Origin of the sequence: Microbacterium sp. SYP-A9085 (assembly GCF_009649635.1) — a bacterium.
Lineage (GTDB): Bacteria > Actinomycetota > Actinomycetes > Actinomycetales > Microbacteriaceae > Microbacterium.
On the sequence record NZ_WJII01000001.1, the window covers coordinates 305,766 to 332,257 of the forward strand.

The window sequence follows — 26,492 nt, forward strand, 5'->3', positions numbered from 1 at the left end:
AGGCGATGTTCCGCTCCCTCGGCCTCTTCAACTACCGGGTCTGGTTCATCGGCGCGCTGATCTCGAACATCGGCGGCTGGATGCAGGCCACAGCCCAGGACTGGGTCGTGCTCACCGAGCTCACGCACAACGACGCCACCGCGATGGGCGTCACGATGGCACTGCAGTTCGGGCCGCCGCTTGTGCTTGTCAGCATCACCGGATGGGTCGCGGACCACTTCGATCGGCGCAAGCTGCTGATGTGCACGCAGAGCGCGCTGGGTCTGCTCGCGATCACCGTCGGCATCCTGCTGCTGACGCACGTCATGACGCTGCCGATGATGTGGACGTTCGCCGGACTGTTCGGCGTCGCGAACGCGTTCGACAGTCCCGCGCGACAGGCGTTCGTGTCGGATGTCGTCTCCCGCGAGAACGCGGCGAACGCCGTCGCGCTGAACTCGGCATCCTTCAACACCGCACGCCTGATCGGTCCGGCGGTAGGCGGCGTCATGATCGTCCTGGTCGGCACCGGCTGGATGTTCATCGTGAACGCGGCGACGTTCGTGGCGATGCTGATAGCGCTGTCGATCATGCGGACGGACGAGCTGCAGCCGCGCGTGAAGGCGACGGATGCCACGCGCCTCGCGGACGGCTTCCGGTACGTGGCGCGCCGCAACGACCTCATCGTGCTGTTCGTGATCGTGTTCCTGATCGGCGCGTTCGGGATGAATTTCGCGATCTTCGCCTCGACGATGGCGCTGGAATTCGGGTTGAAGGCGGACGGGTACGGTGCGCTGAGCTCGCTGCTGGCGATCGGGTCCCTCGCCGGCGCGCTGATGGCGGCCCGGCGGGAACGGGCGCGGATCCGCGTCGTCATCTATGCCGCCGGCGGTTTCGGCCTGGCCTCGCTGGTCTCGTCGCTCATGCCGGTGTACTGGATGTACGGCGCGATGGTCGTGTTCGTCGGATACGCCACGGTCTCGATGCTGACCACCGCCAACGGCTACGTGCAGACAACGACGGACTCGCAGCTGCGCGGACGCGTGCTGGCGCTGTACATGGCGGTCATCATGGGATCCACGCCCGTCGGCGCACCGATTGTCGGGTGGGTGGCGACGGCGTTCGGCCCGCGCCTGGCGATCCAGGTGGGCGGCACGGCCGGGATCGTCTCGTGCATCATCGGCGCGGTGTGGCTCGTGACCTCCGGCCGGATGCATCGCAGCACCGAGCGGCGGTTCGCGCTCGTGATCGACGAGACCCGTCCCATCCGGGTCGTCGAGCGGATAGCGCCGGAGGAGTTCAGCGACGAGATAGCGCAGACCACCCCGATCAAGCTGCCCGGTGGCGACCTGGATGCGGCGCTGCATCCGCACCGCGGCGACGGCGCGCGCCCGTAAGATGCTGACCCTCGCCGACCTCGTCGTGCGGGCGATGGCGTGGCGGCTCGCCCGCACCGGCGGGCCGGTCGATCCGCGCGCCGACGTGGACACCGCGTCGTTGCAGCGGCGGTTCCCGGAGCTCGCGGATGTTCAGCTCAGCGATGTGCGGGTCGTGGGTCCGCACGGCCCTGTTCCGACGCGCCTGTACCGGAAGCGGGATGCCGGGGCCCGCAACGCCCTGGTCTGGGTGCACGGCGGTGCCTTCGTGGGCGGCACGCTGGAGATGCCGGAGTCGAACTGGGTCGCCCTCGCGTTCGCCGCGCGCGGCATCCCGGTCCTTGCCGTCGACTACCGCAAGGCGCTGCGCGGCACGCGGTTCCCCGTGCCCATGGACGACGTGCACGCGACCTGGGTCCATGCGACGGCGGGTGCGGAAACGCTGTTCGGGGTGGATGCCGCGCACGTGCATTTCGGAGGGGCCAGCGCCGGGGGCACGCTGGTCACCGGGGCAACCCTCCGGCTGCGCGATGAGGGTGGCCGGATGCCGGCATCCGTCGTGCTCGCGTACCCGATGCTGCACCCGGACCTGCCGCCGAACACGGCCGAGACGCTCGCGCTCACCGCGACCATGCCGGCGCGGCTGCGATTCCGCCCGGCCGTCGTGCGGGCGCTCGCGAAACACTACGCCGGGGCGCGCGGCATCCGGGACCCGCACGCATTCGCCGGAGTGTCCACCGACCTGCGCGGATTCCCGCCGACATATCTGCTGGTCGCGATGATCGACGACCTGCGCTCCTCCGGCGACCTGTTCGCCCGGCAGCTGCGGGATGCCGGTGTCCGCGTCGAGCTGTACGCGGAGCGCAGCGCCACGCACGGGCACCTCAACCACCCCGAAGCGGCCTCTGCGCAGCGCAGCGTGCGGCGGATGATCGGATGGGTGGACGGGTTCGGGTAGACCGGCAAACATATCGGCACGGAACTGCCCGCCGTTATTGGCTCGCCGGGCACGTGAAGGTGTGCACACCCGGGCCCACGTCGGTGGCCGTCCCATCAGGCAGGATCACCCTTCCCGTGGTGCCCCCCGGAAGACGCACGGTCGTCGTCATACCGGACTCGGCGATGGTCCACTCGCACGAGATCGTCCCGTAGGGGCAGTCGTGCCGGGCACGATGCCGCTCACGTCGGTCGCGATGCGCGGGCAGGAGATCGGCGAGGTCGGAATCGAGCTCCTGCGCACTGAGTTGACCGATGCGGTCGCGACCCATCGCCACGTCGCCGTGACGCTGCAACCGGAACTCGTCATCCGGGAAAGCACGGTCGGCCGCTAGATCCCGCGCATCCAGTCTGGCGGCGCCTCAGCCTGCCCACTTGACCGAACGACTTACATATCAACAATGACGGCGCACGCTGCGCACGCACTCTCTTCGTCCCAGACGGCGGTCAGCTCGCACTAATGCGTCGAAGAACGCGCCACTCGGTTTGCCGTGCGGTTCAAGTGATCGCGCATGATCGCACTGGCACCGTCGATGTTGCGTGCGGCGACCGCACTAATGAAACGCCGGTGCTCCTCCACGCCACTAAGGTCATGGTGCGCAGCCTTCTCCAGCGACTGCAGAATCGGCTGTCTGATCGACGCGAGGAGCAGGACGATCGCTGGGCTGTGCGCCGCTTCCGCCACCCGCATGTGGAAGTCGAGTGAGGCGTGCACGTCGTAGTCGCCCCGCTCACGGCTGGCATACGCCCCATCGCAGAGAGCCTGGAGATCCGCGATGTCCTCCTCTGTCGCCCGTCTGCAGACCAGAGGCACCACACCCAGCTCGAGCACGGTTCGCGCCTCCGTGATCTCTTCCGCACTCAATGCGGAAAGCGACAGCAGATCGCCGATTCCGCCGCGAACCACCTCGACGGACGGCACCGTCACGGTGGCTCCGCCGCCGACGCCGACTTTGACCTTGATCAGGCCGTTCGTCTCGACGATGCGCAATCCCTCCCTGAGGGTCATCCGGCTCACACCGAGCCTCTCGCACAGTTCGCGCTCCGGGGGCAGTCGATCACCCACGGCGATCTGCCCCTCTTGGATCATGAACCGAATCCGATCGGCTACCGCCTGTGACGAACGCTGCGCCTCGATGGGAGCGAAGAGTTCCGGCGACACCGTCTTGGATGCTCTCTTACGACCCAGATCCGTCATCTTCGCCCTCAACTCATCGGCTTCTCCGCGGCTCCACCTTGGCGCCCCTTGCGCGAGAACAACGAAACAAATGCAGGAGTCGAGATCACGAGACTCGTGATTCCGGCGGCGATCGACGCGCTGGGCAAGAGCATAACAAGCCCCGCCGTACCCAGAGGGGACACCAGGAGGCACGTCGACCGAAACGCGCCCATCACGGCGATCACACGCCCACGGTCATCGGGGCCGACCGAGTCCGCGGCGAGTGCGAGGCCGATGGTCTGCAGCACCCCCGCGCCTGCTCCCGCCACCGCCAGCGCCACCCCCACCAGCATGATCGGGCCGGGAAACAGGACTGCCACCGCCATCCCCAGTCCCGCGCTCGCGGTTCCGATCATGTTCGCCACACGGGGACCCTTCGCCTGCACCCGTCCCGCGACCGCGGTCCCTCCCAGGGACGCGAGGTTCGTCAGAGTCACGAGGACTCCGACCACGGGGATCGAGTGCCCTGCCGCCGTGAGGATCACGGGAAGGTAGGAGTTCAGCACGCCACGCCACGCGCCGGCCACAGCCGTCATGCTCGCGGCGGTGCGCACGCCTGGCGATGAAGTCCACCGCCCATCCCCATCCCCGTCTTTCGCGCGGGGCTTCGCCGCGAACGGCTCGAAACGCGCCAGCGCCAGCGCCGGCAGCAGTGCGAAGCCGGACAGGCCGGCAGCGATCAGCATCCCCCCGGGCAGCGACCAGCCCCCGACGACACCGGCGAGAACCGGGCCGATCAGCTGGCCAACGCCCTGCACGACGTTGAACCTCGACAGCGCAGCCACCGCGGAGTCCGAGCCGCGAACGACGTGGGTCTGAGCACCTGTCCAGAAGTAGGCCCGCGCCACACCCTGCAGCAGCTGCTGCACGACGAACGCCCACAGCGCGGCGCTGAACCACAGCACCGTGCACGAGATCACGGACAGGATCGTGGCGACGACGATGAAGTACTTGGTCGGGAAGCGGCTCATCAACGCGCCCATTCCGACGCGGGCCACGGTCTGCGAGACCGCCGAGATCGCGACGATGATCCCTACGACGCCGATGGGATGGCCCGCATGCACCGCCAGGAGTGGCACGACGATCCCGATGACGCCTTGCGCAGTCGAGAACGTGATGTTGCCCAACTGGGTGAACACCTGGTCACGGATCCTCGACGAAGACGGGCCCGATGGGTCTGATCCGACGATCCCGGACATGGCACCCCCTCAGGCTGATAATCGTAATGGTTAGACCATAATCATGCCGAAGAACGTGATAAAGTTCTGGCTCTAGGAGAAAAAGTTTCTGTAGTATGAAATGTATTGAACCGCAAGGGGGGTGTCATGAACACAAACCATGTCGGGGTCGTGGGGCTCGGTGTAATGGGAAGGACTCTCAGCGAGGGGCTCATCGCGGCCGAGCACCCGGCCAGCGTCTGGGACCGCCACTCGGATCGCATCGCCATGACCGCGATACTCGGGGCGGCACCCACCATGAGTCCGAAGCACCTCGCCGAGCAGACCGACGTCATCTTCCTCACACTGCCGAACCCCGCCGCCGTCCGCGAGGTTCTCTTCGATGGAGAGGACGCCCTCACGAGGGGCCTCCAGCCGAGCGCGCTCATCATCGACATGTCGACGAGCGACCCCGCCCTGGCGCATGAGGCGGCGCAACGGATCTCGGAGCTCGGAATCGGTGCGCAGTACGTCGACGCTCCTGTCTCAGGGAAGTCCCCGAAGCTCACCGTCATGGTCGGTGGGACGCCAGGCACGCTTCGCGACGCCGAGGCCATCGTCAACGACATCGCCACCTCGATCATCTACACCGGCGCGATCGGCCAGGGGTTCGCGACGAAGCTCGTGCATCAGCACGTCAAATACGCCACGCACCTCGCCGTCTGCGAAGCTCTGTTCATCGCCGAGAAGGCGGGACTCGATATCCCGCTGGTCATCGAAGCCCTGGAGAAGTCCACCGGCGTCGAGGGAGGCTTCAAGAGCGCGGTCGAGTACTACAAGGGCAACAAGCGCGGAATCGCCGCACGCGCGCCATCGACGACCATCGCCAAGGACATGAACCTCGCCTCCGCACTCGCCGCATCGGTGTCGACCGAGAGCGCGACGCTCCTCGCGACGGCGGAGTTCTTCACCGCAGTCGTCGCCTCCGAATACGCGAAGAAGCCGTACCCCGAGAGCACGAAGCTTCTCCAGTCCCTGCGCAGCAGAGCGGAGGCGAGCGCGTGACCCTCGGCGCAGAAACCCGAGTGAAGCTCGCCCAGGCGTGCCGGATCATCGCGAACGCAGGGCTGGCAGAGGACATCCTCGGGCACGTGAGTCTCCGCACAGATGACGGAATCGCAATCCGCTGCCGCGGACCACGGGAGAGCGGGCTGCTGTTCACCGTCGCAGACGACATCCATGAGGTGATCACCGGAGTTCCGTTACCGGGAGGCTATCAAGCCCCTAACGAGCTTCTGCTGCACGCCGAGGTCATGCGCATCCGTCCCGACGCGCAGTCGGTCGTGCATGCCCACGCGACATCGGCCGTCGCCGCCGACCTGGCCGGCATCGCCCTGGCGCCGATCGTGGGCGCGTACAACATCCCGGCGATGCGAATGGCAGCCCGGAGCATCCCGGTGTATCCGCGCAGCCTGCTCATCAATACGGACAGACTCGGACACGACGTCGCATCGGCGTTGGGAGACGCCCCCGCTCTGATCCTGCGAGGCCACGGCATCATCACGGTGGGTCGGACGATCGAGGAAGCCGTCGTGCGCGCCATCAACATCGAGATCCTCGCCCGGATGCACGTGCTCGCCAGCGTGAACGGGGACATCTCCTACCGCATCTCCGATGAGGATTTCGCCGCCACTCCCGATCTCGGCTCCACGTTCAACGACGGATACGTGTGGCAGCACCATCTCGCCCGGCTGGCACATGCGGGACTCGCCCTGACCTGACCGTCGACGGCGCGCCGGCACACGACCGAAGCCGTCGGGAGCACGCTCCCGACGGCTTCGGTCGTGCAGGACTTCAAAGATTGAACACGCGTCGTGCATTCTCGCCGAGGATCTGACGCTTCGCCTGATCGGACAGGAACGGCAGATCGAAGATCGTGCTCGGCAGGTTGAAGTCCCAATGCGGATAATCCGACGAGTACATCAGCTGCGTCTCGGCTCCGATCATCCGGAACGTCTGCTCCAGAGCCCTGATGTCTCCCGTCTCCATCGGCTGCGTCGTGTAGTAGAAGTTCTCCCTGATGTAGTCACTGGGGAGCTTCTTCAGCAGCGGGGCCTCGGACGTACGCATCATGTACTCGTTGTCGAGCCGCTGCGCGAGGAACGGGAGCCAGGCCAGGCCGCTCTCGATCCACACCACTTTCAGCTTCGGAAAACGCTCAGGGATGCCATTCATGATCATGTTCGTGAGGTGGACCATGTTGTACAGCACGAAACCTAGCGAGTGCACGGAGATGAACTTGTTCATCCCCTCGAAGATGCGCTCCATATCGTTGTAGATGGCGTGGAATCCGACGGGGAGACCGCGCTCTTCCAGTTCACGGTAGATCGGAGCAAACGAGTTGTCATGCACCGGCTTGTGCCGGCCGCTGGCCACCATGAAGCCGACCACGCCAGGCGCATCGCCGAACTTGTCGATCATCCTCAGGCATGCCTGAACATCGTTGAGCGGCAGATAGATCATGGTGCGGATGCGAGTGTCGTGAGGAAGGATCTCCTCGGTCAGCCAGCGGCTGTAAGCCCAGCTGAGCTGCGCTTCCATGCTCGTGTCGGGGTTGAGACCGAGCTGCAGCATCGGCGTCGGGAATACGATCTGGACGTCGATTCCAATGCTCTCCATCTCGCGACGGATGAGAGCGACATCCCTGGGGACATCGTCTCCGACCTCCTCCTGACGACGTCGCGGGTATCGCACGATACGGCCCGACACGTGCTGATTGCTCTGCGCGGAATGATAAAGACTGACAGGGCGCCCATGCCGGTCCTGCCCCTGCGCACGATGTCTGAGCACGGGGTCCTCGATGTACTTGACGATGTCGGCCCAGGCCTCGGTCTCGTAGTGGTGGGCGTCGGTGTCGACGATGTAGTAGTCGTCGAGGCCGCGTTCGTCGGCTTGCAGCCTGGCATTGCGCATGTGCTCGGTCGTATTGAATCCGGCGCGTTCGCCGGACGCGATCGTCCGCGCGAGATCGGCCGCGCTCGTCGCGCTGTAGTCACTGGGCATGCGCGCCTCCTGCCGAGGGCTTGATGCCGAGACCGCGCCAGATGCTCAAGTCGACCAGCTCGAGTTCGCCGGCCTCCAGAAGATCCGTTGCGACCATAATGATCTCGGTGGCGTTCAGCTGCTCACTCGCGAAAGGGTGGATCTGCACGCCCTCTTCACGCCGGGCCGCATACGACTTCAGAGCATGGCCGATGAGCTCCTGCAGTGCGGCATCGCTGAGCGCCTCAACGTCGAGCGCGGCGATGTCATGCCTTGTGTGCGGCGATGACATAGACGTGGTCTCCTTCTGTTCTGGTTTCGTAGCGACGAAGTGCGAAACGGGGATCGCCGGCGGCCCTGCCGGTGTCGATGTCGTACTCCCACCCGTGCCATGGACAGACGATGTGCATGCAGGTCTCCGAGAAGACCTCCCCGGCGACGGTGCCGTCCGCGCGCACGACCGCTTCGACCCTCGGGATCAGAACCCCCTCGCCGACCGGCCCGCCCGAGTGCAGGCACGTGTTCGAGAGCGCGTAATAGCGCTCCCCCACTCTGAAGACGACCACCGGCCGACCTCCGACCTCCAGCACTCGACGCCTGCCGTCTTCGAAGTCGCCGGCACTCCCGGCCAGTACTTCCATGGCCCACAGTCCTCCTGGTCCTCGGACGATCAGAACATCACGTTGACGGTCTTGACTTCCGTGTAACTCAAGAGCTCTTCGATGCTCTCTTCCCTGCCCACGCCGGAGCCCTTCCACCCGCCGAACGGAAGGTTGGGGAAGTGCGAGGACGAGCCGTTGATCCAGGTGAACCCGGCTTCGAACTCACGGATGACACGGTGAGCCCGCTGCAGGTTCGAGGTCCAGACGCTGGCGGTCAGGCCGTACTGCACGCCGTTCGCGATCCGGACGGCCTCCTCCTCATCGTCGAAGGCGATGACCGAGAGGACAGGGCCGAACACTTCCTCCTGCTCGATGCGGAATCCGGGCTGTATGCCGGTGAGCACCGTCGGAGCGACGAAGTAGCCCCGCTCGAATCCGGCACCCGTAGGCCGGCCGCCGCCGGTGACGACGGTCGCACCCTCATCCTTCGCGATCTGGATGTATCTGAGCGTCTTGTCATACTGCGTCCTGTTGATCATCGTCCCCTGCTCGGTGGTCTCGTCGAGAGGGTTGCCGACCTTGCGGGCCTCGATGAGTCGCACCACCCGTTCGACGAGCTGATCGTGGATCTCCCGCTGGACGAGCAGCCGCGAGTTCGACCCGCACGACTGACCGGACCAGGTGAAGTTCATGCCGAAGACAGCGCCCGCTGCGGCCTTGTCGAGGTCCGCATCGGAGAACACCACCATGGCGTTCTTTCCGCCGAGTTCGAGCGTGACGTCTTTGACCCCGCTCTCGGCGGCCGCCCGCTGGATCGCGCGGCCCGTCGGCTCGGATCCGATGAAGCCGATCCGGCGCACTGCGGGGTGGCGCACGAGAGAATCCGGCACGGCGACGCCCTCTCCGACGACGACGGAGAGCACCCCGGGCGGGAAGATGCCCGCGGCGAGCTCGCCCATGCGCAGCGCGGAGAGCGGAGCGACATCGGCGGGCTTGAGGACAGTGGGGTTTCCCGCCACCAGGGGCGCCCCGATCTTGCACGCGAACAGCAGGGGGTGGTTGTAGGCCATGATCCGAGCGGTAACGCCGACCGGCTCACGGGTCGTGAGATGCAGCGCATTGCTCGCGGGTACCGTGACGCCCTTCATCTCAAGAGCGAATCCGGCGAACATGCGCAGCTGCTCGACGGCGAGCCTGATGTCATGGCGCGTCTTCGCCATGGGCGATCCCGCATCGATGGAGTCGAGCTGAGCGAGTTCATCCTCATGCGCCTCGATGGCGTCGGCGAGCTTGCGGACCAGGGCGGCCCGCTCGAGCGCCGTGGTGTCGCGCCACATCTTGCGTGCGCGCTGCGCGGCCTCGACCGCCTCGTCCACGTCCTCCTTGCCGCCGTTGGGCACCGTCGCGATCGCCTGCTCGGTGTACGGGCTGAAGCTCTGGTACGTGTCGCCGCTGCGCGCGTTCTTCAGCACGCCGCCGATCAGCAGCTTCCATTCATGAGCGAGAAGCTCGGACATCTCCGGGCTGGGCTGAGCTGTCACAATCAGTTCTCCTTCGAACTCGGGTGGACGATGACGTCGACGACGACGGGCTTGCCCTTCTTGACCAGGGCGAGTCCCCTGCGCAGCGCATCAGGAAGATCCCTCATATCGGTGATCGGGCCGATTCCCTCCAGCCCCTGTGCTCGTGCGAGGAGGGCGAGATCGGGGGCCGGGTCGTCGATGCTGAGGCCGATCCATTTCCGACTGACGTCGCGATCGCGGCTGATCGCGACTCTCTCCTGGTGGTCCTCGTCGTTTCCATAGGTGTGGTTGTTGTTGACGATGGCGAGGAACGGGATCCTCTCATGCGCGGCCGTCCACAGCGCTTGCACGCCCATCATGAAATCCCCATCGCCGAGGATCGACACGGGGAGCCTGTCGGTCCCGCGAAGCGCCAGCGCGGCGCCGACGGTCATGCCGGGCCCGGAGCCGATGCCGCCGCCGCCGTCGTAGCCGAGAAAGTCCATCGGGCTCGAGAACGGCCAGTAGTCGCCGTCCCACTTCAATGGGAGGCGGATGAGCGTCGTCCGCTCCTCGCGCAGCTGCTCCCGAACCACCGCTGCGAGCAGCGCCGGAGTGATCTCTCCGCTGCCGGGCAGGCTCACGCTCTCCGCGTCGGCATCGGGTGTCCATTCCGGCTCACGCCCCTGCAGGTCCAGCGCATCCAGAAGCTGCGCCACGGCATGATCGGGGGTGGTGGGAAGCCACACGTCCACCTCCGCACGGATGTGATGATCCCTGGTCACCCCATTGGCGATCATGGGGTCGAGCGTCGCGGAGACGATCTTCAGATCGGCTCGAGTCCCTGCGCCTTTCAGCGCGCCCGCGATGTCCGTCCAGTTCAGCGCGAGTACGACATCGGCCTCCGCGAGCGCCTTGCGACCCGCCGGGCCGACGCGCAGACCCGAACCGGCCACGTGGGCAGGGTGCCGGGTGGGGAACGGCGAGCCGGCCTTCAGATCCGTGATCACCCTCGCGCCGAGGGCTTCAGCGAGCACGATGCGGTACTGATAGTCGGCGTCCGACCGGGTGCCGGGGCCGACCATGACGACAACGTTCCGCGCATTCCGCAGAAGATCGGCCGCGCGCCGGATCGAATCCGCAGAAGCGGCCGCCTGGTCAGGGGCGCGACCGGTGGTGATGCGCGGCAACCGCGGGCGAGAGGACAGGCGTGACTCCTGCACGACGGAGTCGAGCGCGACGTAGGTGGGCCCCTGGGGTTCCGTCCGGGTGATGTCCCAGGCCCGAGCCAAAGACTCGAGAGTGGCCTCGATCGAGACCGGGGTGTCATCCCACTTGATGAATGAGCGGATCATCGACGCCTGATCGGCGGTGGTGTGAATCCAATCGATCCAGGGCCGGCGCTGTGCCGCATCCAGGGGTCCGGTGGCCCCGATGAGCAGCACGGGAGCCCGGTCCGTGTAGGCGTTGAAGATGGCCATCACCGCGTGCTGCAATCCGACGTTGGCATGCAGAGCGACCGCCATGGGCACTCCGGTGACCTTCGCATAGCCATGCGCGAGTGCGACCGAGTGCTCTTCGTGCAGGCACATGACGATACTCGGGCCCGATTCCGGAGAGTAGTTCACAAGGCTGTCGTGCAGGCCGCGGAAACTGGCACCGGGCGTCAACGCGATGTAAGGCACCTCCGTTGCCCGGAGGAAATCCACGATCGCATCGCTGCCCCACTGAGGCTGAAGTTCGATGCCCGGCTTGACCGCTGACTCCTGAGCGTCATTGCTCTCGGTCATTAAGTTCCCTTCTTCCAGAAACTATTTCCATCAACCGGACTTTAGTATAGGACATCACCCTCCGACCCGCTAGGCCGAGACGGCGACCCGTCACGCGAGTCGGGCCGAGCCGGGTCGGCGCGACGAGCCGGCGTCCCACCGGTACCAGCGCCCCGCAGCAGCCTCCGACTGCAGCCCGGAAAGCCCGATTTCATCTGTGATCCGGCTAGGATATGTGCGTGAATCAGTCTTCCGGAGATGCCGCCACGCGCGGGCGAGGGGAGCGCCCCGCCTACCCGATCTCCTCGGTGGACAATGCACTGCGCCTACTCGGGATCTTCAAGAAGCAACAGCGAGTGCGCGTCTCGGACGCCGCCGTCATGCTGGGCGTCTCCGTGTCGACGGCGCATCGTCTGCTTGCCATGCTGCAGTTCCATGATTTCGTCATGCAGGAAACAGGATCGCGCTCATACGTGGCCGGGCCCGCACTGCTAGACATCGGCCTCGCCGTGGTTCGCAGCATGGACATTCGCACTCTCGCGCTGCCGGTGCTCGCAGAGTTCGCCAACCGCTTGGGGGAGACCCTGCATCTCGTGCGGCTCGAGGGTGCCAAAGCGCGCTACATCGTCAGCGCCGAGGGCGCGAACGCGCTGCGCGTCGCCGACAGGACCGGACGCGTGGTTCCCGCACACACCAGCGCTACCGGGCGAGCCCTGCTGGCGGAGCTCAGCGAGAAGGAGTTCAAGCGCCTGCTTCCCGAGCTCATCGCGCTCAACGAGGGCGATGCCTTCGATGAGCAGGCACTGCGTGACGAGCTCGACCGCACTCGTGAACGCGGATACGCGTTCAATGTCGGCGGCGACGACGGCATCGCGTCAATGGCTGCAGTCATCCGCGACGCGGATGGCCGTGCGCTGGCGGCCATCAGCATCAGCGGGCCGGTCGCCCGAATCCAGCATGGCAACCGCGCGGTGCTGGTGAGGCACCTACACGCCGCGGCCGCGAAGCTCGAGGATACGCTCCACAGCTGAGTTCCCGGGCACATCGCCCCTCCCGTCATAGGGAACCGACAGGATCGGGCCGGCTGCCACCCGCCCCTTGACAGTCGCGGATAGGGCATGCAATGCTCGTCTTCAACGAATGGTCATACCATTGACGGATGGTGATCGGACTCGGAGAGAAGATGCGGATCGAAGCGAATCGAAACCTGTGTCAGAGCTACGGCAACTGCGTCGTCATTGCCCCCGATCATCTCGACCTCGACGAGGAGGGGCTGGTCACCGTCACGTCCAGCGACGTGTCGAGTGCGGATCTCGAAACCGTGCAGGCGGCCGTGCGCAGCTGCCCGGTGCATGCCCTGCGCCTCGTCGACGATAGCGATGACGGCAACGGCTCACATGGATAACGACATGGAGAGGATCGTCGTCGTCGGGGGCTCTGTCGCAGGTGCGCGAACCGTGCAGGCCCTGCGCTCAGGCGGATTCGCCGGCGCGGTCACCGTCGTCGAACCGGAGCACGGCGAGGCCTATGACCGGCCGCCACTCACCAAGGAGTACCTCAGCGGCGCATGGTCGCGTCAGGACCTGAACCTCATACCCGGCGGCTGGGAATCCGTAGGAGCGACAGTCATCCACGAAGCAGCCGCCTCGCTCGATCCGGGCGCCCGCCAGCTCACGCTTGCCGATGGATCCGCACTCGGTTACGACGGGCTGGTCATTGCGACAGGCCTGGCCCCGCGGACCTTGCGCGCAGAGGACGGCGGTCCTATCGGGCATGTCCTCGGACAGGCGTCGGGCTCGGACGCGCTGCGAGAGCGCATGGCGGACGGTGGTGAAGTCGTCGTCGTCGGCGGAAGCTTCGTCGCCGCGGAGGCCGCGTGCGCAGCTCGGGACAAGGGCCTACCCGTGACCGTCGTGTCACGCAGCGGCGCCCTGCTGGAACGGAGCCTGGGCGCCATCGTGGGCAGGCACATCACCGAGGTGCATGAGAGCAAAGGCGTTCGGGTTCTCGGCGGATCGCAGCTGGTCGCCATCACTCGAGACGGCGAGGCCGCACATGTGCGTGTCGCGAACGATGACAACGGCGAGGAGACGACGCTCCGCGCAGACATCCTCATCGCCGGCATTGGATCCGATCCGAACACCTCCTGGCTGAACGGCTCCGGCATCCGCGTCGAAGATGGGGTCGTCACCGATGCCCGCTGCCGTGTGCTGGGCGCGAAGGATGTGTACGCTCTCGGAGACGTGGCGCGCTTCTACGACGTCCACTTCGCCAAGCCACGTCGGGTAGGGCACTGGACCCACGCTGTCGACCAGGCCACCGTCGTTGCGCACAATCTCCTGAACCGCAGCTCTCCGATGGGATACCGTCCCGCTCCGTACTTCTGGATCGACCAGTACGGAAAGAAGATCCAGATAGCGGGAGAGCCGGATCCGGACGCGCATGTCGACCTGCTCACGCTCGTCGGCGCCGTGCCGCGCGAAGTCGCCATCTATTCAGAGGGCGATGACAACGAATGCAGCGCTGTCGTCACCTTCGGGTGGCCCCGGGGCATGGCTGCGGCGCGGCGCCTGCTGCACCTCGATGCCAAGACCTCGGAGATGATCGTCGAGCTCGAGAAACTCGCGGCGGGCCCCGTGCCGGTCTTCCCCGTCTAGCGCCGCACCACAATCTTCCATCCGTACATGAAAGGTGAGTTTACGATGGTCGCTTCAAATCTCGGATCCACCTCGGAACCATTTCTCGAGGCGCAAGAAGTCGCTCCGCTCCGCCGCGCACGCGATCTGCTCGACCTGAAGACAGGCCGGATCAGCCGCAAGGTCTTCACGGACAAGGAGATCTTCGACCGCGAGATGCACAATCTGTTTCCGAGGGCCTGGCTGTTCGTCGGGCACGCGTCCCAGGTGAAGGAGCCCGGCGACTACTTCTCATCCTGGATGGGAAGTGATCCTGTGCTGCTCACCCGTGACGTGGACGGCGAGATATACGTGCTGCTCAACTCATGCCGCCATCGCGGGATGCGCGTGTGCCGCTACGACGAGGGCAACACGATGCAGTTCACCTGCCCGTACCACGCCTGGTCGTATTCCATGGACGGCAGCCTGGTGAACGTCCCTGGAGATCTTTTCGGAGTTCCTCATATGAAGGCCGCCTACGGCGGCAGACTCGACAGGTCGAGCTGGGGCCTCATCCGCTGCCCCCACGTCTACGTGTACAAGGGTCTCGTCTTCGCCAACTGGGATGAGAACGCGCAGGACTTCTTGGAGTACGTCGGCGATTTCCACTGGTGGCTCGACAACCTGGCCGATGCCTTCGACGGGACACCGGGCGACACGGAGGTATTCCGGGGCGTCTTGAAGTGGCGCATCAAATCGAACTGGAAGTTCGTCTCGGAGAACTTCCTCGGCGACACCTACCACGGGGCATCCACTCACGCCTCGGTCGAGGCCGTCGGCATCGGGCCAGGTGGCCGGGGGAATCGCCGGCATGGTGAGCGCCAGAACGAGGGCGGGCACTCCAAAGGCCGCATGAAGACCTCCTTCCGCAATGGCCACGGCGCCAGCGACAACCTGGCATACGAGATCGCGTATCCCGAGTTCGCCGAGCCCGAGATGAACGAGTACTTCGACCAGGCCTGGGCGACCCGCAAGGAGAGGCTCGACGCAGAGGGGCGCCTCCTGGGCGGGCGCGGGCCCGCGACCCTCTTCCCGAACATGTCCTTCGCGGCCGGCTTCCCACGGACGATCCTCGTGGCCCACCCGATCAGCCCCACTGAGACCGAAGTCTGGCGCTGGTTCCTCGCGGACAGGAAGGCCCCGGAGAACGTGCGGGAGTGGCTGCGCCAGTACTACATGCGCTATGGCGGCCCCGCAGGCATGACCGAGCAGGACGACATGGAGAACTGGGACTACGCGACCCAGGCATCGCAGGGTGTCATCGCGCAGCGCTATCCCTACAACTATCAGCAGGGTCTGGGCACCGAGCAGCTGTCTGATCTGGCCGGCGCCGTCCATTCCGACCATGCGATCTCCGGTGAGGTCAACGCTCGGGCCTTCTACCGCCGCTGGTCCGAATTCGTCGACAACCTCAGCTGGGACGAGCTGATCGAGATCGCCAAGACCGACGATCGGGTCGACGCGATCATCCGTCGCCAGCAGGAGGAGCTCGAGGCGACGCAGAACGCAGGAAACGGAGACCTTCATGCTTGAGCAGGACTACAGTCGGGGACCGGCGCGATGGGAGCTGCTGCAGGAGGTCTCGGAGTTCCTCTTCGCAGAAGCAGATCTGCTCGATGAGCGCCGCTACGACGAGTGGTTGGATCTTCTCGCCGACGACTACCAGTACAGCGTCCCCCTACGGCTGAACGTCGAGTACTCCGAAGTGGACGAGCGTTCCGAGACCAAGGCCGGATCTGAGGTCTGCTGGTTCGACGAGCCGAAATCGACCATCGAGCTCCGTGTCCTGCAGCTCGCCACGGGCGTGCACTGGGCGGAGGAGCCCGTCTCCCGCGTGTCCCATCTGGTGACGAACATCCGCATCGAAGATCTGACCTGGCCGGAGGTGAAGCTGTCGAGCCGGTTTCTCGTCTACCGGAACCGCGTCGCCGACGAGACGGACTTCTTCGTCGGGCGCCGGAAGGACACGCTTCGCAAGACGGATGACGGCTGGAAGGTCGCCCGTCGATTCCTGCTGCTGGATCAGACGGTGCTGCTGGCGAAGAACCTGTCCGTGTTCCTGTAAGAAACATCGGATGCAGGAGGCCCTCCGTCGCGTGAACCGCACGCCACGGAGGGCCTCCTGCATCCGCGGGCCGACGCCGCATGGAGCGGATCAGATGAGCACGTCCGCACTGGCGCTCTCGACGAAGATGTCCTCCGGTCTCCACTGCCTCTTCGCCAGACCCTGGTCCCAGGAGTACTCGAGAAACGTCTCGAGCACGTGGCGATTCCTCTCGAGGCCGTAGGTCCAGAAGTCCTCGCCCAGCGCACGCTGAGTCTCCTCGACGTGGTCAGACAGCCAGGGCAGCATCACCTTCAGCGAGCTGCGATACATGAGATCTTCCCTGGCGTGCTGAAGCGACTCTTCAAAGCCCTTTGTCAGCGAGCGAGCGATCCACGGATGCTTCTCATACAGCTCGCGCTTGATGACGATGACGTGCATGATCGGGAAGATCCCCGTCTTCGAAAAGTATCGCTGCTCCACCGCCTTGTAATCGGGGAAAAGCCGTTCGACATTCTCGTCGGTGTAAAAGCATGAGGGAACATGCGCCGTGAAGAGGGCATCCAGCTTCCCGTCGCAGAGCATGTCCGACAGCGTCTCGCCGGGGTCGATCGCATGGATGTCGATATCCGGCGGGAGATCGAGTTGGATCTTCTCCACCCGCCCGGCCTGCTCCACGCCCCCGGAGAAGAACTTCATGTCTCGCGGGCTAACTCCGTACTCATCCCGGAGCATGCCGCGCTGCCACACGCCGGCCGTGATTTGGTACTCGGGCACGCCGACGGTCTTCCCCACCAGATCCTCGGGGCGCTCGATGCCGCTGTTCCGGTTGACGAACATGGTCTGATGCCGGAAATATCTCGACGGGAAAACCGGCAACGCGACGAACGGCGGGTCGGGCTCATTCAGCGTGAGCACATACGACGACATGCTCATCTCCGAAACATCGAACTCCTGATACTTCAACTGCCGAAGAAATGTCTCCTCGACGGGAAGCGGAAGGAAATTAAGATCGATCCCCTCGATGGGTGTCATGCCGTTGATGAGGGAGCGAATGCGATCGTAATCCACGGATGAGAAGCTGAGTGAGAGTTTTGTCATGGAGAAGTCCCTTCAGTCTCTTCCCATAGCTGCCTGATGAGCCGTGAACTTGCGTTCGAATTCGGCGATCTTCATGACATCCGCGTATTTGTGGTGCAGGTCGAACAGGCTGACCTTGTGATTCAGCAGGCTCCGATCGAACACACCCTCTTCGATGAGCACGACGTGAAAGCCATGCGAGTATGCGTCCACTGCAGTCGCCCGGACGCAGCCGCTGGTCGTCTCGCCGCAGATGACCACCGTTTCCGCGCCGAGCTCGCGCAGCCTCTCGAGCAGGCCGGTGCCGAAGAAGACGCTGGCGCGCTCCTTCACGACGACCGTGTCCTCCTCATGCGGAGCGAACTGCTCGGCGATCCGGAAGTCAGCGGGATCGATCCGATCCCCCGCCGTCTTCCGGTTGGTGGCCTGCCGCAGGCCGACATCATCAGTGCTGTAGATGACGGGATGCCCACCCGAGCGCGCCAGCTCGAGCACCCTGCGGATGACCGGCTGCGCCTCCCAGGCGTGTATTCCGCAGGAACGCGGATTGTCGGCCCGGATGGCCTCCAGGACGGGAATCGGCCGACTCGGGAAGACGCTCGCGAACAGATCGATCGCGAGGAACACCGGCTTCCCGACGAGCCTCGTCTCACGACGATACGGCGCGTATATCTCGAGCATGTCGTCCGAGACCACGTCCTTCCAGATGTGGTCCTCGAAATCCTCTGCCTCTATCCCGCTCACGGCATCCGTCCAATCTTCACCAGTGAATTCCTTCGACGATGCCGTCAAGCGGGCAGGCCATCCAGGTCGCCATCCATGCGCGCCTTCTGCTCGTGATAGTCCCAGACCTTCTTGCCGATGATCGGCTTCCAGTTCGTCTCACGGGTGCGCTCGAGATTCTCGCCGGTCAGCGGCTGGATCGGTCCGAGCAGAGCGGCGTAGTACTGCTTCTTGCAGTTCTCCTCGACGAAGACCGCCCTGGCGAACACCTCCTGGGGATCGGCGCCGACGATCACGGCACCGTGATGACGAACGGTGAGGACATCGAATCGGCCGAGCGCCTCGGCCATCTCCTCGCCGATCTCTCGCGTGTTTATCAGCGAGGATGTCTCGTAGACGGGCAGCTCAGGCCCCACGAAGGACCCGATGGAGAAGACCGGCTGCATGGGCTGACGGGCGATGCCCAGCACGGTCTGCCAGTGCGGATGGTGGTGCAGCACACAGTTCACGTCGGGGCGGTGGCGGTAGACGGCAGTGTGAATGTGATACTCGCTGGGAGCCTCGGAGCGGCCCTCGATGAGCTCTCCTCCGAGGTCGATGAGCACGATGTCGTCTGTCGTCACGGCAGCGCGGCTGGCTCTGCGCGAATTGATCAGCACGTGATCGGTCCCCGGGAGCCGGTAGCTGAGGTGCCCGTTCATGTCGAGCAGGCCGGCAGCCACCAGCATCCGGATACCCTTGGCGAGCTCCAGCTTGATATCGGCGATATTCGTATTCACAATCTCTCCTCTGTGGGCACGACGACGACCTTCTGCGGTGGGATGGACACGTATACCTCTGTGTTCTCCTCATAGGAATGACTGGGATTCGACCGGCTGCGGATCTCCATCTCGCCGATACGAACCACGTGATCGACGGCATCACCCTGGAACGCCCGCCGGGCGATCGACCCCCTCCATTCGTTCAGCCGCGGCTGCGAGCCCGGCTCGGTCGCCACTGTCACCGACTCCGGCCGCAGGGAGAGGAGCGCGTGATCACCGATCGCGGCGTCAGGCGCCTCGGCCCACAGCGAGCCGACCGCGACCTCGATCTTGCGCAGACGCCCCTCTTGCGCGGTGACCGTTCCTTCGAGGAAGTTCGTCACGCCGATGAAGTCGGCGACGAAGCGGGAATTGGGACGCTCGTAGATGTCCTTCGGCGTGCCGACCTGCACGATGCGGCCTTCGTTCATCACCGCGATGCGATCAGACAGGGTCAGGGCCTCCACCTGGTCATGTGTCACGTAGATGCAGGTCAGTCCCAGTTCGTGCTGCAATCGCTTCAGTTCGAACCGCATCGATTCCCGCAGCTTGGCGTCCAGGTTCGACAGCGGCTCGTCCAGCAGCACCAGGGACGGGTTGATGACGAGACCTCTCGCCAGCGCCAGGCGCTGCTGCTGGCCACCGGACAGCGCCGTTGCAGGGCGTTCGGTCAGCTCGCTCAGTTCCGTCATCTCCAGCGCCTGATGAGCGCGGCGTCGAATCTCCGCCGAATTGGGGCGGGTCTTGCGCGACAGCACCTCGAGCGGGAACGAGACGTTCTTGAACACCGTGAGGTGAGGCCAGATCGCGTACGACTGGAAGACCATGCCCAGCTTGCGGTCATAGGGCTGCACGTTTACCCTGTTGTCGCTGTCGTAGAGCACCCGATCCTCGACCCGGATGGTTCCCGTGTTCGGAGTCTCCAGCCCCGCGATCGAGCGCAGGGTCGTCGTCTTGCCGCATCCGGACGGCCCGAGGAGCGTGAACATCTCCCCTGCCTTCACGTCGAAGCTCACATCTTGGACCGCGAACTTCCGAGCAGTCTTCGTCGGCCCGTCTTCCGAACGACGTCGGCGACGCTCCGGCGCGACGTCGTACGCCTTCGACAGATTCGTGATTGTCAACACCTTCAGGCTCCCTTCGATGCCAAAGTCGAAATCTCTTTACGCTCAGCGGTCATGCCGGCAAACGGTCTCTCGGTCACGGGTTGCCCTTCCGGAGTCCGACATTGGCGCCGAGCTTGTACGCCACGGCGACGATCAGAGTCAGGACGGTGATCAGCAGGATCCCGATCGCCGACAGCCCCATGAAGCTGCCGCTCTCGTACTGTTGCCAGATGAGGACGGAGATCACTTCGTTGCCCGGCGAGTAAAGCAGGATCGCAGCGGAAAGCTCACGGAACGAGATGATGGCCACATAGATCCATCCGGCCACGATGCCGCCGCTGGCGAGCGGGAGCAGGATCCTGCGGAACGTCTTCCACCACGTCGCGCCGAAGACGGTCGCGGACTCTTCCAGCTCAGTGGAGATCTGTCGCATCGCCGCGCCCGCGTACTGCATCCCGTACGGCAGGTTGATGGTGCAGAACGCGATCAGCAGGATCAGCAGCGTTCCGTATATCGGCAGGCTCGTGCGCAGGTAGACGAACAGAAGCGAGACGCCCAGGACGAGCCCGGGGATCACCAGCGGGAGGAACGCCACGGTGTCGATGAGACGGCGTCCGGGGAGCTTCGTGCGCACCACCACCCACGAGGCGATCGCTGTGAGGAACATGACGATCATCGCGGCTCCGACAGCGAGGATCGCGGTGTTCTGCAGGGCATGCCACGTGCCGGGCGCCTTGAAGATCCGCACGTAGTTGTCGAAGCTGAGGCTGCCCAGCGCCCGCCACGAGATGCCCTGGTAGAAATTCAGGAGTGACGTGTAGAAGAGTGCCAGCACAGGCAGCACGACGGCGAGGACGAAGTAGACGATCGTCAGCATCCCCACCACCGGCCGCGCGCGGCCCAATGCGATCGTGCGCGGCCGGAACGCCTTGCCGCTGATGGTCTGGTACGAGCGCGAGTTCCTGTTGAGGTAGTTGCTGAACATCAGGCCGATCATGGCGACGACCAGAAGCCCGACGGAGTATGCGCCGGCCGCCGCGTAATTCGCCGGTACTCCCTGCAGCTCGTAGTAGATACGGCTCGTGAACACGTACTGCCCTCGGGGCTCACCCAGAAGCGTCGGGATCTCGAAGGCCGACAGCGCACGGACGAACATCAGCAGGGCCGCCGCGATGAGCGCGGGGCGCACGAGCGGCATGGTCACTCGACGGAATACGACCCATGGCTTGGCTCCGCCCATGGCCGCCGATTCCTCCAGCGACGGATCCATGGCATGAAATGCGCCGACCATGAGCAGGAAGGCGAGCGGCGCCATATGCGTGCCTTCGACCCAGATCATCCCGCCCAGACCGTAGATGTCGATGCTGGCGCCGAAGAGCGGCTGAAAGATCAGCGTGTTGAGAATGCCGACCGTGGGGTTCGCAAGAAAGATCCACGATATCGCGTACAGCACGCCCGGAATGATGAGCGGCACCATCGAGGCCGCGAAGAGAAGTCCCTTTCCCGGAGCGTCCGTCCGCACCTGCACATATGCCAGCGCCGTGCCGATGACCAGCGCCAGCGCTGCGGAGCCGAGGGCGAAGATCATCGAGTTCAGGAACATCTGGCCGGCTTGGGCGTTGCCGCCGTATGCCCGCACGAATCCGTCGAACGAGAATCCGGCGGATGACGTGAACGTGCCGATCACCAGATAGATGAGCGGAACCACCGCAAGATACGCGACGATGAGCACGACGATGCCGACGAGAAGCATACGCGGCGACCTGAACTCACGCAGTCTGCTCTTATACCAGCTGCGCTTTCCCATCGATAGCGATATGTTTCTTGTTTCAGACATGATGCGGCGTTTCCCTTCTCGGCAAGATGGCGAATGAAAGGGCGGCCATTCGGCCCGAACGGCCGCCCCGATCTTCATCGTGTTACTGCTTCTCCTGCACGGGAACGCCACGCAGCAGGGCGTCCAACTTGTCATTCCACTCGTTCGCGTTGTTGCCGATCTCGACAGGGAACGGGTGGATGGTCATGCCCTTCTTCTTCTCCTTGCCGGACACCTGAGCAGCCGTCAGGTTGTGCTGCTTCTCAAGGATCGGCTGACCTTCATCGAGCATCCAGTTGTAGAAGAGCCATGCACTTGCCGGGTGCTGCGCGTCGGTGAACATCGCAAGACCGAGAGGGTAGGCCACGGTCTCGGTGTGCACGATGCCGTCCGCACTGCGATACGCAACCGGCGCTCCAGTGGCGATCGCGCTCTCCGCGATGAAGTCGTAGTTCCACGCATTCACCGCCGTCTGCCCGGCTCCCAGCATCTGGGCCATGGCTGTGTGCCCCTTTGCCGCGTGCGCTCCATCGGCGATCTTCTTCCACAGATCGTCGATCTCCGCCTGGCTCTTGCCCTGCTTCACCCACAGGTCGGTGACAACGCCGAAGAGGTCGCCGTCATCAGCGGCGATCGTGATCTTGCCGTCGAACCGCGGGTCGGCGAGATCCTCCCAGCTCTTCGGCTCCTCGCCGGCAGGAATCAAATCGGTGTTCCACACGGGGACCACGGTGTAGCCAGCGATCGCCGACCATCCGCCGTCGTAGTAGGGGTGATCGCCCAGCTGGTCGACGCCGGCGCCCTCGTACTTGGTGAATGCACCCTCGCCACTGATGCCGATCATTCCCCCGAAGTTCTCGAGGATGACGTCAGCACCGACGCGCTTGGCGCTGAGCTCCTGGAGCACGCGCTGGTTCAGATCCACCGTGGACGCACGGAACGTGCGAACCGCGATCCCCGTGTCGGCGGTGAAGGCGGCGGTGTACTCCTGCCAGTTCGCCTCGGGACTCTCCGTGTAGAGGCTGAGCCCACCCTCTTTCTTGGCGAGTTCGATGGCCTTGGCCCGTTGTTCCTTGGCCGGAAGCGCATTGAGCTGCTCGTAGACACTGGCCGCGTCGGTCGCGTTCCCGCCACCACCGCCCGGTTGCACCGCATCAGGAGCTCCGCAGCCGGCCATGATGACGGCCAGGGGGAGTGCCAGGCCCAGTGCCAGAACCTTTACATTCTTCTTCATTCCGTGTCCTTTTCATAGTGGGAGGCGTGCGGAACCGGGATGAGGCCACGACTCGGATGCGACTCCTCTGCTCGTATCCGCACGAGAAACGACTCATGGTCACCCCGACTGTGGTGCCACCCCGGTGACGCTGTCGACACCAGATTCACCGGCTCTCCATGTCTTGCCAGATCACTTGCCGGGCACGGTAGGAAGGCGACAGATCGAACCGCTGAACCGCCGGTGCCTTCATTCGCATGCCTCTGCCCAGTTTTGAAATGAGATGCACACAGACCAGGACACCGATGTCCTGGCCCCAACAACGAGCGCACCCGCTACGCTCCATAATGCTTCCCCAAACGTTCTCTGTCAATAGAAAGTTATTCTGTACGCCAGAATCAGGGTAGGGCTCCTCTATTCGACGACAGGCAACCGGACGGCCGCGCAGGGCGAGGAAGGGGGTCCGCTGGCAGAAAATCGCAAGAACGACCACTTCCATGCTCAGGCCACGAAGTGTCGCTATGCGGGGGGGGGCGCCGGGTCAGCATCCCACGTCGTCCCTCAGCGCGTTACGCGTCCGACCGGGGCTGGTGCCGCCTCGCCGTCAGAACGGCCGGAGTCACCATACCGACTCCGAGCACCGCCGTGGACCACCCCACTGAGGGAAGCAGCAGCATCAGGCCGCCGATGCTCAACGGAGTCAGGAGCATCGCGAACGATCGGAACACACCGTTAGTGGCGATGGCCCTCCCCCGCTCCCCATCAGTGACCGAGTCGGACGCCATCGCCGGCCCGATGGTCTGCAGCAGTCCTGCCCCGACTCCGGAGATAAACAGGAACAAGGCCACCGCACTCGGCGAGACCGGTAGGAGCGCAACAGCCGCTAGGCCCAAGCCAGCCGGCGCGGTTCCGAGAACGACGCAGGCGCGATCTCCCAGGGGCTTCGCGAACTTCGACGCCGCCGAGCCCACCATGGTCGCGAAGTTGGCGACTGCGATCAGGGTTCCGGTGAGGGAGACGGAGAGTCCGGCTGCGGTCAGGATCACGGGGATATACGAGTCGAGCGCACCACGCCAGGCTCCGCCTCCAGCGCTCATGATCGCCGCTGCCATGACTCCTGGACGGAGATGGCGCCCGAGGGTCGTCGCTGGCGCCCCTGTGGGACGGTCTCGGTGGAATGGCGGAAATCGTGTCAGCATCATCGCCGGCACGATGGAGCCGGCTGCGATCATCGCCGCGATCAGGAAAACGAGCCGCAGCGAGACTCCTCCGATGAGTCCTGCGATGAACGGGCCGACCATGGAGCCCACGCCATTGATGATATTCATCGTGGCGATCGCCGACACCGCGGTGTCGCTGGAACGGATGACGTGCGTCTGGGTCGCGGTCCAGAAGTAAGCACGGGAGATCCCCTGCATCAGCTGTGCCGCTATGAAGGTCCACAAGGCATCCGCCAGCCCGAGGATCAACCCGCACGACATCAGCATGAGGCAGGACGTGATGATCAGGAACCTCGTGGAGAACCGGTCCATCAACGCGCCGAGCCCAAGCCGCACTACTGCCTGTGTCACCGCCGACACCGAGACCAGCAGCCCGACGGCGCCGATCCCGTATCCCGAATGCACGGCGAACAGCGGCACCATTACCGTCACCATTCCGAGTGCGACGGCGTACGCCAAGTTGATGAGGTGGTTCCCTACCCAGTTGACGCGTTCGGCCCCTCCGCGCTGCACGTTCACACGGCCACGCGCTGCCCCGTCACCAGACGCGCCACGGCGAGCGCGTCCTCCGGGGCCGATGCACCTCTCCAGACGATGTGCAGGTCGGGGCGCACCAGCAGGAGGCCGGTGCCATATGCCGCCACGGCATCCTCAGACTCCGGTCGATAGACCCGGAACGGAACACCGAGTCGCGCGAACGCATCGACGAATCCGGCGGCTTCGGCGTCGTCGATGCCGCCGGTGGCTATCAGCGTGAACTCCCAGCCGAGGTCATCTTGGATCGGACGGCCGTCAGCGAGCCACACGTGCGGGAGCCGCGCGCCGGGCTCGATCGACGGCTCGTAGACGAAGCTGAGATCGTCCTCGCCCCGTTCAAGATCCGGATCATAGGACGTGATGGGTGAGTCACTGTAGACATAGCCGAGCTCGATGCCGTAGAGATCGTTACTCCAGCGGTGTTCCACCTCGGCGACAGCCTTCAGGTCGTGGCGGATCCGCTCGCCCTCGGGCGTGCTGTCGACGATCTCCGGCCTCCAGAGTCGACGCCACTTGTTGCGGGCGACAGTGGCCTTGCGCGACGCGGCGATGTTGCGCTCAGCGATCTGACGACGCTCCGGCTCATAGGAGTCCAACAGACCCTGGCCACCCCATCCTCGGATGACAGCGGCGAGCTTCCATCCCAGATCCACTGCGTCGGCGTGTCCGGTGTTCATGCCGAGCCCACCGGTCGGTATCACCAGATGTGCTGAGTCTCCCGCGAGGAAGACGCGACCCGAACGATAGTGATCCGCGAGCATGAGCCGCTGCTGCCATCTGCCGACATAAAGAGTCTCGTAGTCGAAGGGGAATCCCACGATCTTCTCGAAAAGGGGAGCCATCTCCTCGTCGGAATCGACGGTCGCATGGAAGGAGAAGTGCTCCTTGTCGTCCTGCACGATCATGAACGAATTCGTGCTGTCGGCAATGTGATAGTGGCGGCCGATTCCGATGGGAATGCGATCAAGAAGGTTCTTCGAACGGAAGAGCGCCTGTCGCATCTCAAGGCGAGACTCTCCTTCGAGCTCGAATCCGAGCTTCTGCCGGACAGTGCTGCCGCCGCCGTCGCATCCGACCAGGTACGAGGACGTCACAACGTGTTCGCTTCCATCCGCGGATCGGATGGTGGTCAGCACCGTGTCATCGTCCTGCTCGAAGTCGACGATCTCACTTTCGAATCTCACATCGACGCCCGGGATGCTCTCCGCCACATCGCGCAGCAACGGCTCGAGGGTGTACTGCGAGATGAGCTGATACGGCTCCGCCGCCGTGGTGCCATCACGCACGTCGCGATACGACGACTTCAGTTCGTTAACCGACGGGTACTCGTGACATACCAGGGCAGGGGTGCGCGCGATGCTCTCCACACAGATGAACACGTCCATAGGCATGTCGTTGTCGAGACCCGCAGCTCGGATCCGATCTGCGAGCCCCAGGCGGCGGAAGTTCTCCATCGTCCGCGCATTGCAGCGCTCCATCTTCGGAAGCTTCCCGAGGCTCGGGCGCTTATCCGCCAACAGCACCTTCACCCCGAGCTGACCGAGCACGATCGCCAGCGTCAGGCCGACCGGACCCGCACCTGCAATGACAACGTCTTTGTATTTCATCGAAATCTCCCTCAGAAGGGGCCTGCGAC

The 26,492-nt window shown here is 64.6% G+C and carries 26 protein-coding genes; 10 read left to right on the top strand and 16 right to left on the bottom strand.

All coding sequences use genetic code 11. The features are described 5' to 3' along the window. Positions 1-5: 5 nt before the first annotated feature. Positions 6-1,376, top strand: coding sequence for an MFS transporter (locus tag GH740_RS01525; protein WP_153744902.1), 1,371 nt, complete (start codon positions 6-8; stop codon positions 1,374-1,376). Next, entirely contained in the window at positions 1,321-2,313 is a 993-nt protein-coding gene (locus GH740_RS01530; protein WP_172978244.1) for an alpha/beta hydrolase fold domain-containing protein, read from the top strand. The genes GH740_RS01525 and GH740_RS01530 overlap by 56 nt, the downstream gene beginning before the upstream one ends. A 34-nt stretch (positions 2,314-2,347) precedes the next feature. Here the strand turns inward: GH740_RS01530 and GH740_RS14265 are convergent, their stop codons facing one another. After that, positions 2,348-2,560: an alpha-L-rhamnosidase C-terminal domain-containing protein gene (locus tag GH740_RS14265; RefSeq protein WP_367640678.1), complete on the bottom strand. Its 213-nt coding sequence runs from the start codon at positions 2,558-2,560 to the stop codon at positions 2,348-2,350. Here GH740_RS14265 and GH740_RS13995 point away from each other — a divergent pair. After that, positions 2,516-2,686, top strand: coding sequence for a hypothetical protein (locus GH740_RS13995; protein WP_153744334.1), 171 nt, complete (start codon positions 2,516-2,518; stop codon positions 2,684-2,686). The genes GH740_RS14265 and GH740_RS13995 overlap by 45 nt on opposite strands. A 122-nt stretch (positions 2,687-2,808) precedes the next feature. On the opposite strand, the gene GH740_RS01540 is transcribed toward GH740_RS13995, so the two are convergent. Together GH740_RS01540 and GH740_RS01545 are read right to left on the bottom strand one after the other, a co-directional pair. Continuing rightward, positions 2,809-3,549, bottom strand: a complete 741-nt coding sequence (locus GH740_RS01540; RefSeq protein ID WP_153744335.1) for a FadR/GntR family transcriptional regulator — start codon at positions 3,547-3,549, stop codon at positions 2,809-2,811. An 8-nt stretch (positions 3,550-3,557) separates the two neighbouring features. Continuing rightward, positions 3,558-4,709 carry an MFS transporter gene (locus GH740_RS01545; protein ID WP_367640274.1) on the bottom strand — a complete coding sequence of 384 codons (1,152 nt, stop codon included), beginning with the start codon at positions 4,707-4,709 and terminating at the stop codon, positions 3,558-3,560. 186 nt (positions 4,710-4,895) lie between these two features. Between GH740_RS01545 and GH740_RS01550 the strand changes: the two genes are divergently transcribed. Both GH740_RS01550 and GH740_RS01555 read left to right on the top strand, forming a co-directional pair. Then, positions 4,896-5,792: an NAD(P)-dependent oxidoreductase gene (locus GH740_RS01550; protein WP_153744337.1), complete on the top strand. Its 897-nt coding sequence runs from the start codon at positions 4,896-4,898 to the stop codon at positions 5,790-5,792. Then, a complete protein-coding gene (locus GH740_RS01555; RefSeq protein WP_367640277.1) occupies positions 5,789-6,508 on the top strand; it encodes a class II aldolase/adducin family protein in 720 nt (239 codons plus the stop codon). The genes GH740_RS01550 and GH740_RS01555 overlap by 4 nt, the downstream gene beginning before the upstream one ends. A gap of 73 nt (positions 6,509-6,581) precedes the next feature. Here the strand turns inward: GH740_RS01555 and GH740_RS01560 are convergent, their stop codons facing one another. The 5 genes from GH740_RS01560 to GH740_RS01580 are packed head-to-tail and all read right to left on the bottom strand — an operon-like array spanning position 6,582 to position 11,663. Beyond that, positions 6,582-7,790 carry an amidohydrolase family protein gene (locus tag GH740_RS01560; protein ID WP_153744338.1) on the bottom strand — a complete coding sequence of 403 codons (1,209 nt, stop codon included), beginning with the start codon at positions 7,788-7,790 and terminating at the stop codon, positions 6,582-6,584. Further along, positions 7,780-8,061, bottom strand: coding sequence for a hypothetical protein (locus tag GH740_RS01565; RefSeq protein ID WP_153744339.1), 282 nt, complete (start codon positions 8,059-8,061; stop codon positions 7,780-7,782). Before GH740_RS01565 ends, GH740_RS01560 begins: the two co-directional genes overlap by 11 nt. After that, complete coding sequence (locus GH740_RS01570) at positions 8,036-8,410, bottom strand: Rieske 2Fe-2S domain-containing protein (protein WP_153744340.1); 375 nt, start codon at positions 8,408-8,410, stop codon at positions 8,036-8,038. The genes GH740_RS01565 and GH740_RS01570 overlap by 26 nt, the downstream gene beginning before the upstream one ends. Before the next feature lie 29 nt (positions 8,411-8,439). After that, complete coding sequence (locus tag GH740_RS01575) at positions 8,440-9,912, bottom strand: aldehyde dehydrogenase family protein (RefSeq protein WP_216644879.1); 1,473 nt, start codon at positions 9,910-9,912, stop codon at positions 8,440-8,442. A 2-nt stretch (positions 9,913-9,914) separates the two neighbouring features. Further along, positions 9,915-11,663, bottom strand: coding sequence for a thiamine pyrophosphate-binding protein (locus GH740_RS01580; protein ID WP_153744341.1), 1,749 nt, complete (start codon positions 11,661-11,663; stop codon positions 9,915-9,917). A 218-nt stretch (positions 11,664-11,881) separates the two neighbouring features. Here GH740_RS01580 and GH740_RS01585 point away from each other — a divergent pair, with 218 nt between their 5' ends. The 5 genes from GH740_RS01585 to GH740_RS01605 all read left to right on the top strand — a co-directional run bounded on the left by GH740_RS01585 (position 11,882) and on the right by GH740_RS01605 (position 16,382). Then, positions 11,882-12,673, top strand: coding sequence for an IclR family transcriptional regulator (locus tag GH740_RS01585; RefSeq protein WP_172978246.1), 792 nt, complete (start codon positions 11,882-11,884; stop codon positions 12,671-12,673). Positions 12,674-12,801: 128 nt separating this feature from the next. Then, positions 12,802-13,047, top strand: a complete 246-nt coding sequence (locus GH740_RS01590) for a ferredoxin (protein ID WP_253941155.1) — start codon at positions 12,802-12,804, stop codon at positions 13,045-13,047. Positions 13,048-13,051: 4 nt separating this feature from the next. Beyond that, positions 13,052-14,299 carry an NAD(P)/FAD-dependent oxidoreductase gene (locus GH740_RS01595; protein WP_253941156.1) on the top strand — a complete coding sequence of 416 codons (1,248 nt, stop codon included), beginning with the start codon at positions 13,052-13,054 and terminating at the stop codon, positions 14,297-14,299. Positions 14,300-14,326: 27 nt separating this feature from the next. Continuing rightward, positions 14,327-15,850, top strand: a complete 1,524-nt coding sequence (locus tag GH740_RS01600) for an aromatic ring-hydroxylating dioxygenase subunit alpha (RefSeq protein ID WP_216644880.1) — start codon at positions 14,327-14,329, stop codon at positions 15,848-15,850. Next, complete coding sequence (locus GH740_RS01605; protein WP_153744343.1) at positions 15,843-16,382, top strand: 3-phenylpropionate/cinnamic acid dioxygenase subunit beta; 540 nt, start codon at positions 15,843-15,845, stop codon at positions 16,380-16,382. Before GH740_RS01600 ends, GH740_RS01605 begins: the two co-directional genes overlap by 8 nt. A 90-nt stretch (positions 16,383-16,472) precedes the next feature. Here the strand turns inward: GH740_RS01605 and GH740_RS01610 are convergent, their stop codons facing one another. The 8 genes from GH740_RS01610 to GH740_RS01645 form a co-directional block, all read right to left on the bottom strand. Beyond that, on the bottom strand, positions 16,473-17,462 hold the full coding sequence (locus GH740_RS01610; RefSeq protein WP_153744344.1) for a PhnD/SsuA/transferrin family substrate-binding protein: 990 nt from the start codon (positions 17,460-17,462) through the stop codon (positions 16,473-16,475). A gap of 12 nt (positions 17,463-17,474) precedes the next feature. Next, the gene (locus tag GH740_RS01615) at positions 17,475-18,233 is read right to left on the bottom strand and encodes a cysteine hydrolase family protein (RefSeq protein ID WP_153744345.1); all 759 of its coding nucleotides are present in this window, start codon (positions 18,231-18,233) and stop codon (positions 17,475-17,477) included. Further along, positions 18,230-18,943, bottom strand: a complete 714-nt coding sequence (locus tag GH740_RS01620) for a class II aldolase/adducin family protein (protein ID WP_153744346.1) — start codon at positions 18,941-18,943, stop codon at positions 18,230-18,232. The genes GH740_RS01615 and GH740_RS01620 overlap by 4 nt, the downstream gene beginning before the upstream one ends. Continuing rightward, positions 18,940-20,088 carry an ABC transporter ATP-binding protein gene (locus GH740_RS01625; RefSeq protein WP_216644881.1) on the bottom strand — a complete coding sequence of 383 codons (1,149 nt, stop codon included), beginning with the start codon at positions 20,086-20,088 and terminating at the stop codon, positions 18,940-18,942. The genes GH740_RS01620 and GH740_RS01625 overlap by 4 nt, the downstream gene beginning before the upstream one ends. A gap of 76 nt (positions 20,089-20,164) precedes the next feature. After that, positions 20,165-21,985, bottom strand: coding sequence for an iron ABC transporter permease (locus GH740_RS01630; RefSeq protein ID WP_216644882.1), 1,821 nt, complete (start codon positions 21,983-21,985; stop codon positions 20,165-20,167). Between the two features lie 4 nt (positions 21,986-21,989). Next, complete coding sequence (locus GH740_RS01635; protein WP_153744348.1) at positions 21,990-23,120, bottom strand: ABC transporter substrate-binding protein; 1,131 nt, start codon at positions 23,118-23,120, stop codon at positions 21,990-21,992. 548 nt (positions 23,121-23,668) lie between these two features. Further along, the gene (locus GH740_RS01640) at positions 23,669-24,838 is read right to left on the bottom strand and encodes an MFS transporter (RefSeq protein WP_153744349.1); all 1,170 of its coding nucleotides are present in this window, start codon (positions 24,836-24,838) and stop codon (positions 23,669-23,671) included. Further along, the gene (locus tag GH740_RS01645; RefSeq protein ID WP_153744350.1) at positions 24,835-26,463 is read right to left on the bottom strand and encodes an FAD-dependent monooxygenase; all 1,629 of its coding nucleotides are present in this window, start codon (positions 26,461-26,463) and stop codon (positions 24,835-24,837) included. Before GH740_RS01645 ends, GH740_RS01640 begins: the two co-directional genes overlap by 4 nt. Positions 26,464-26,492: the final 29 nt, after the last annotated feature.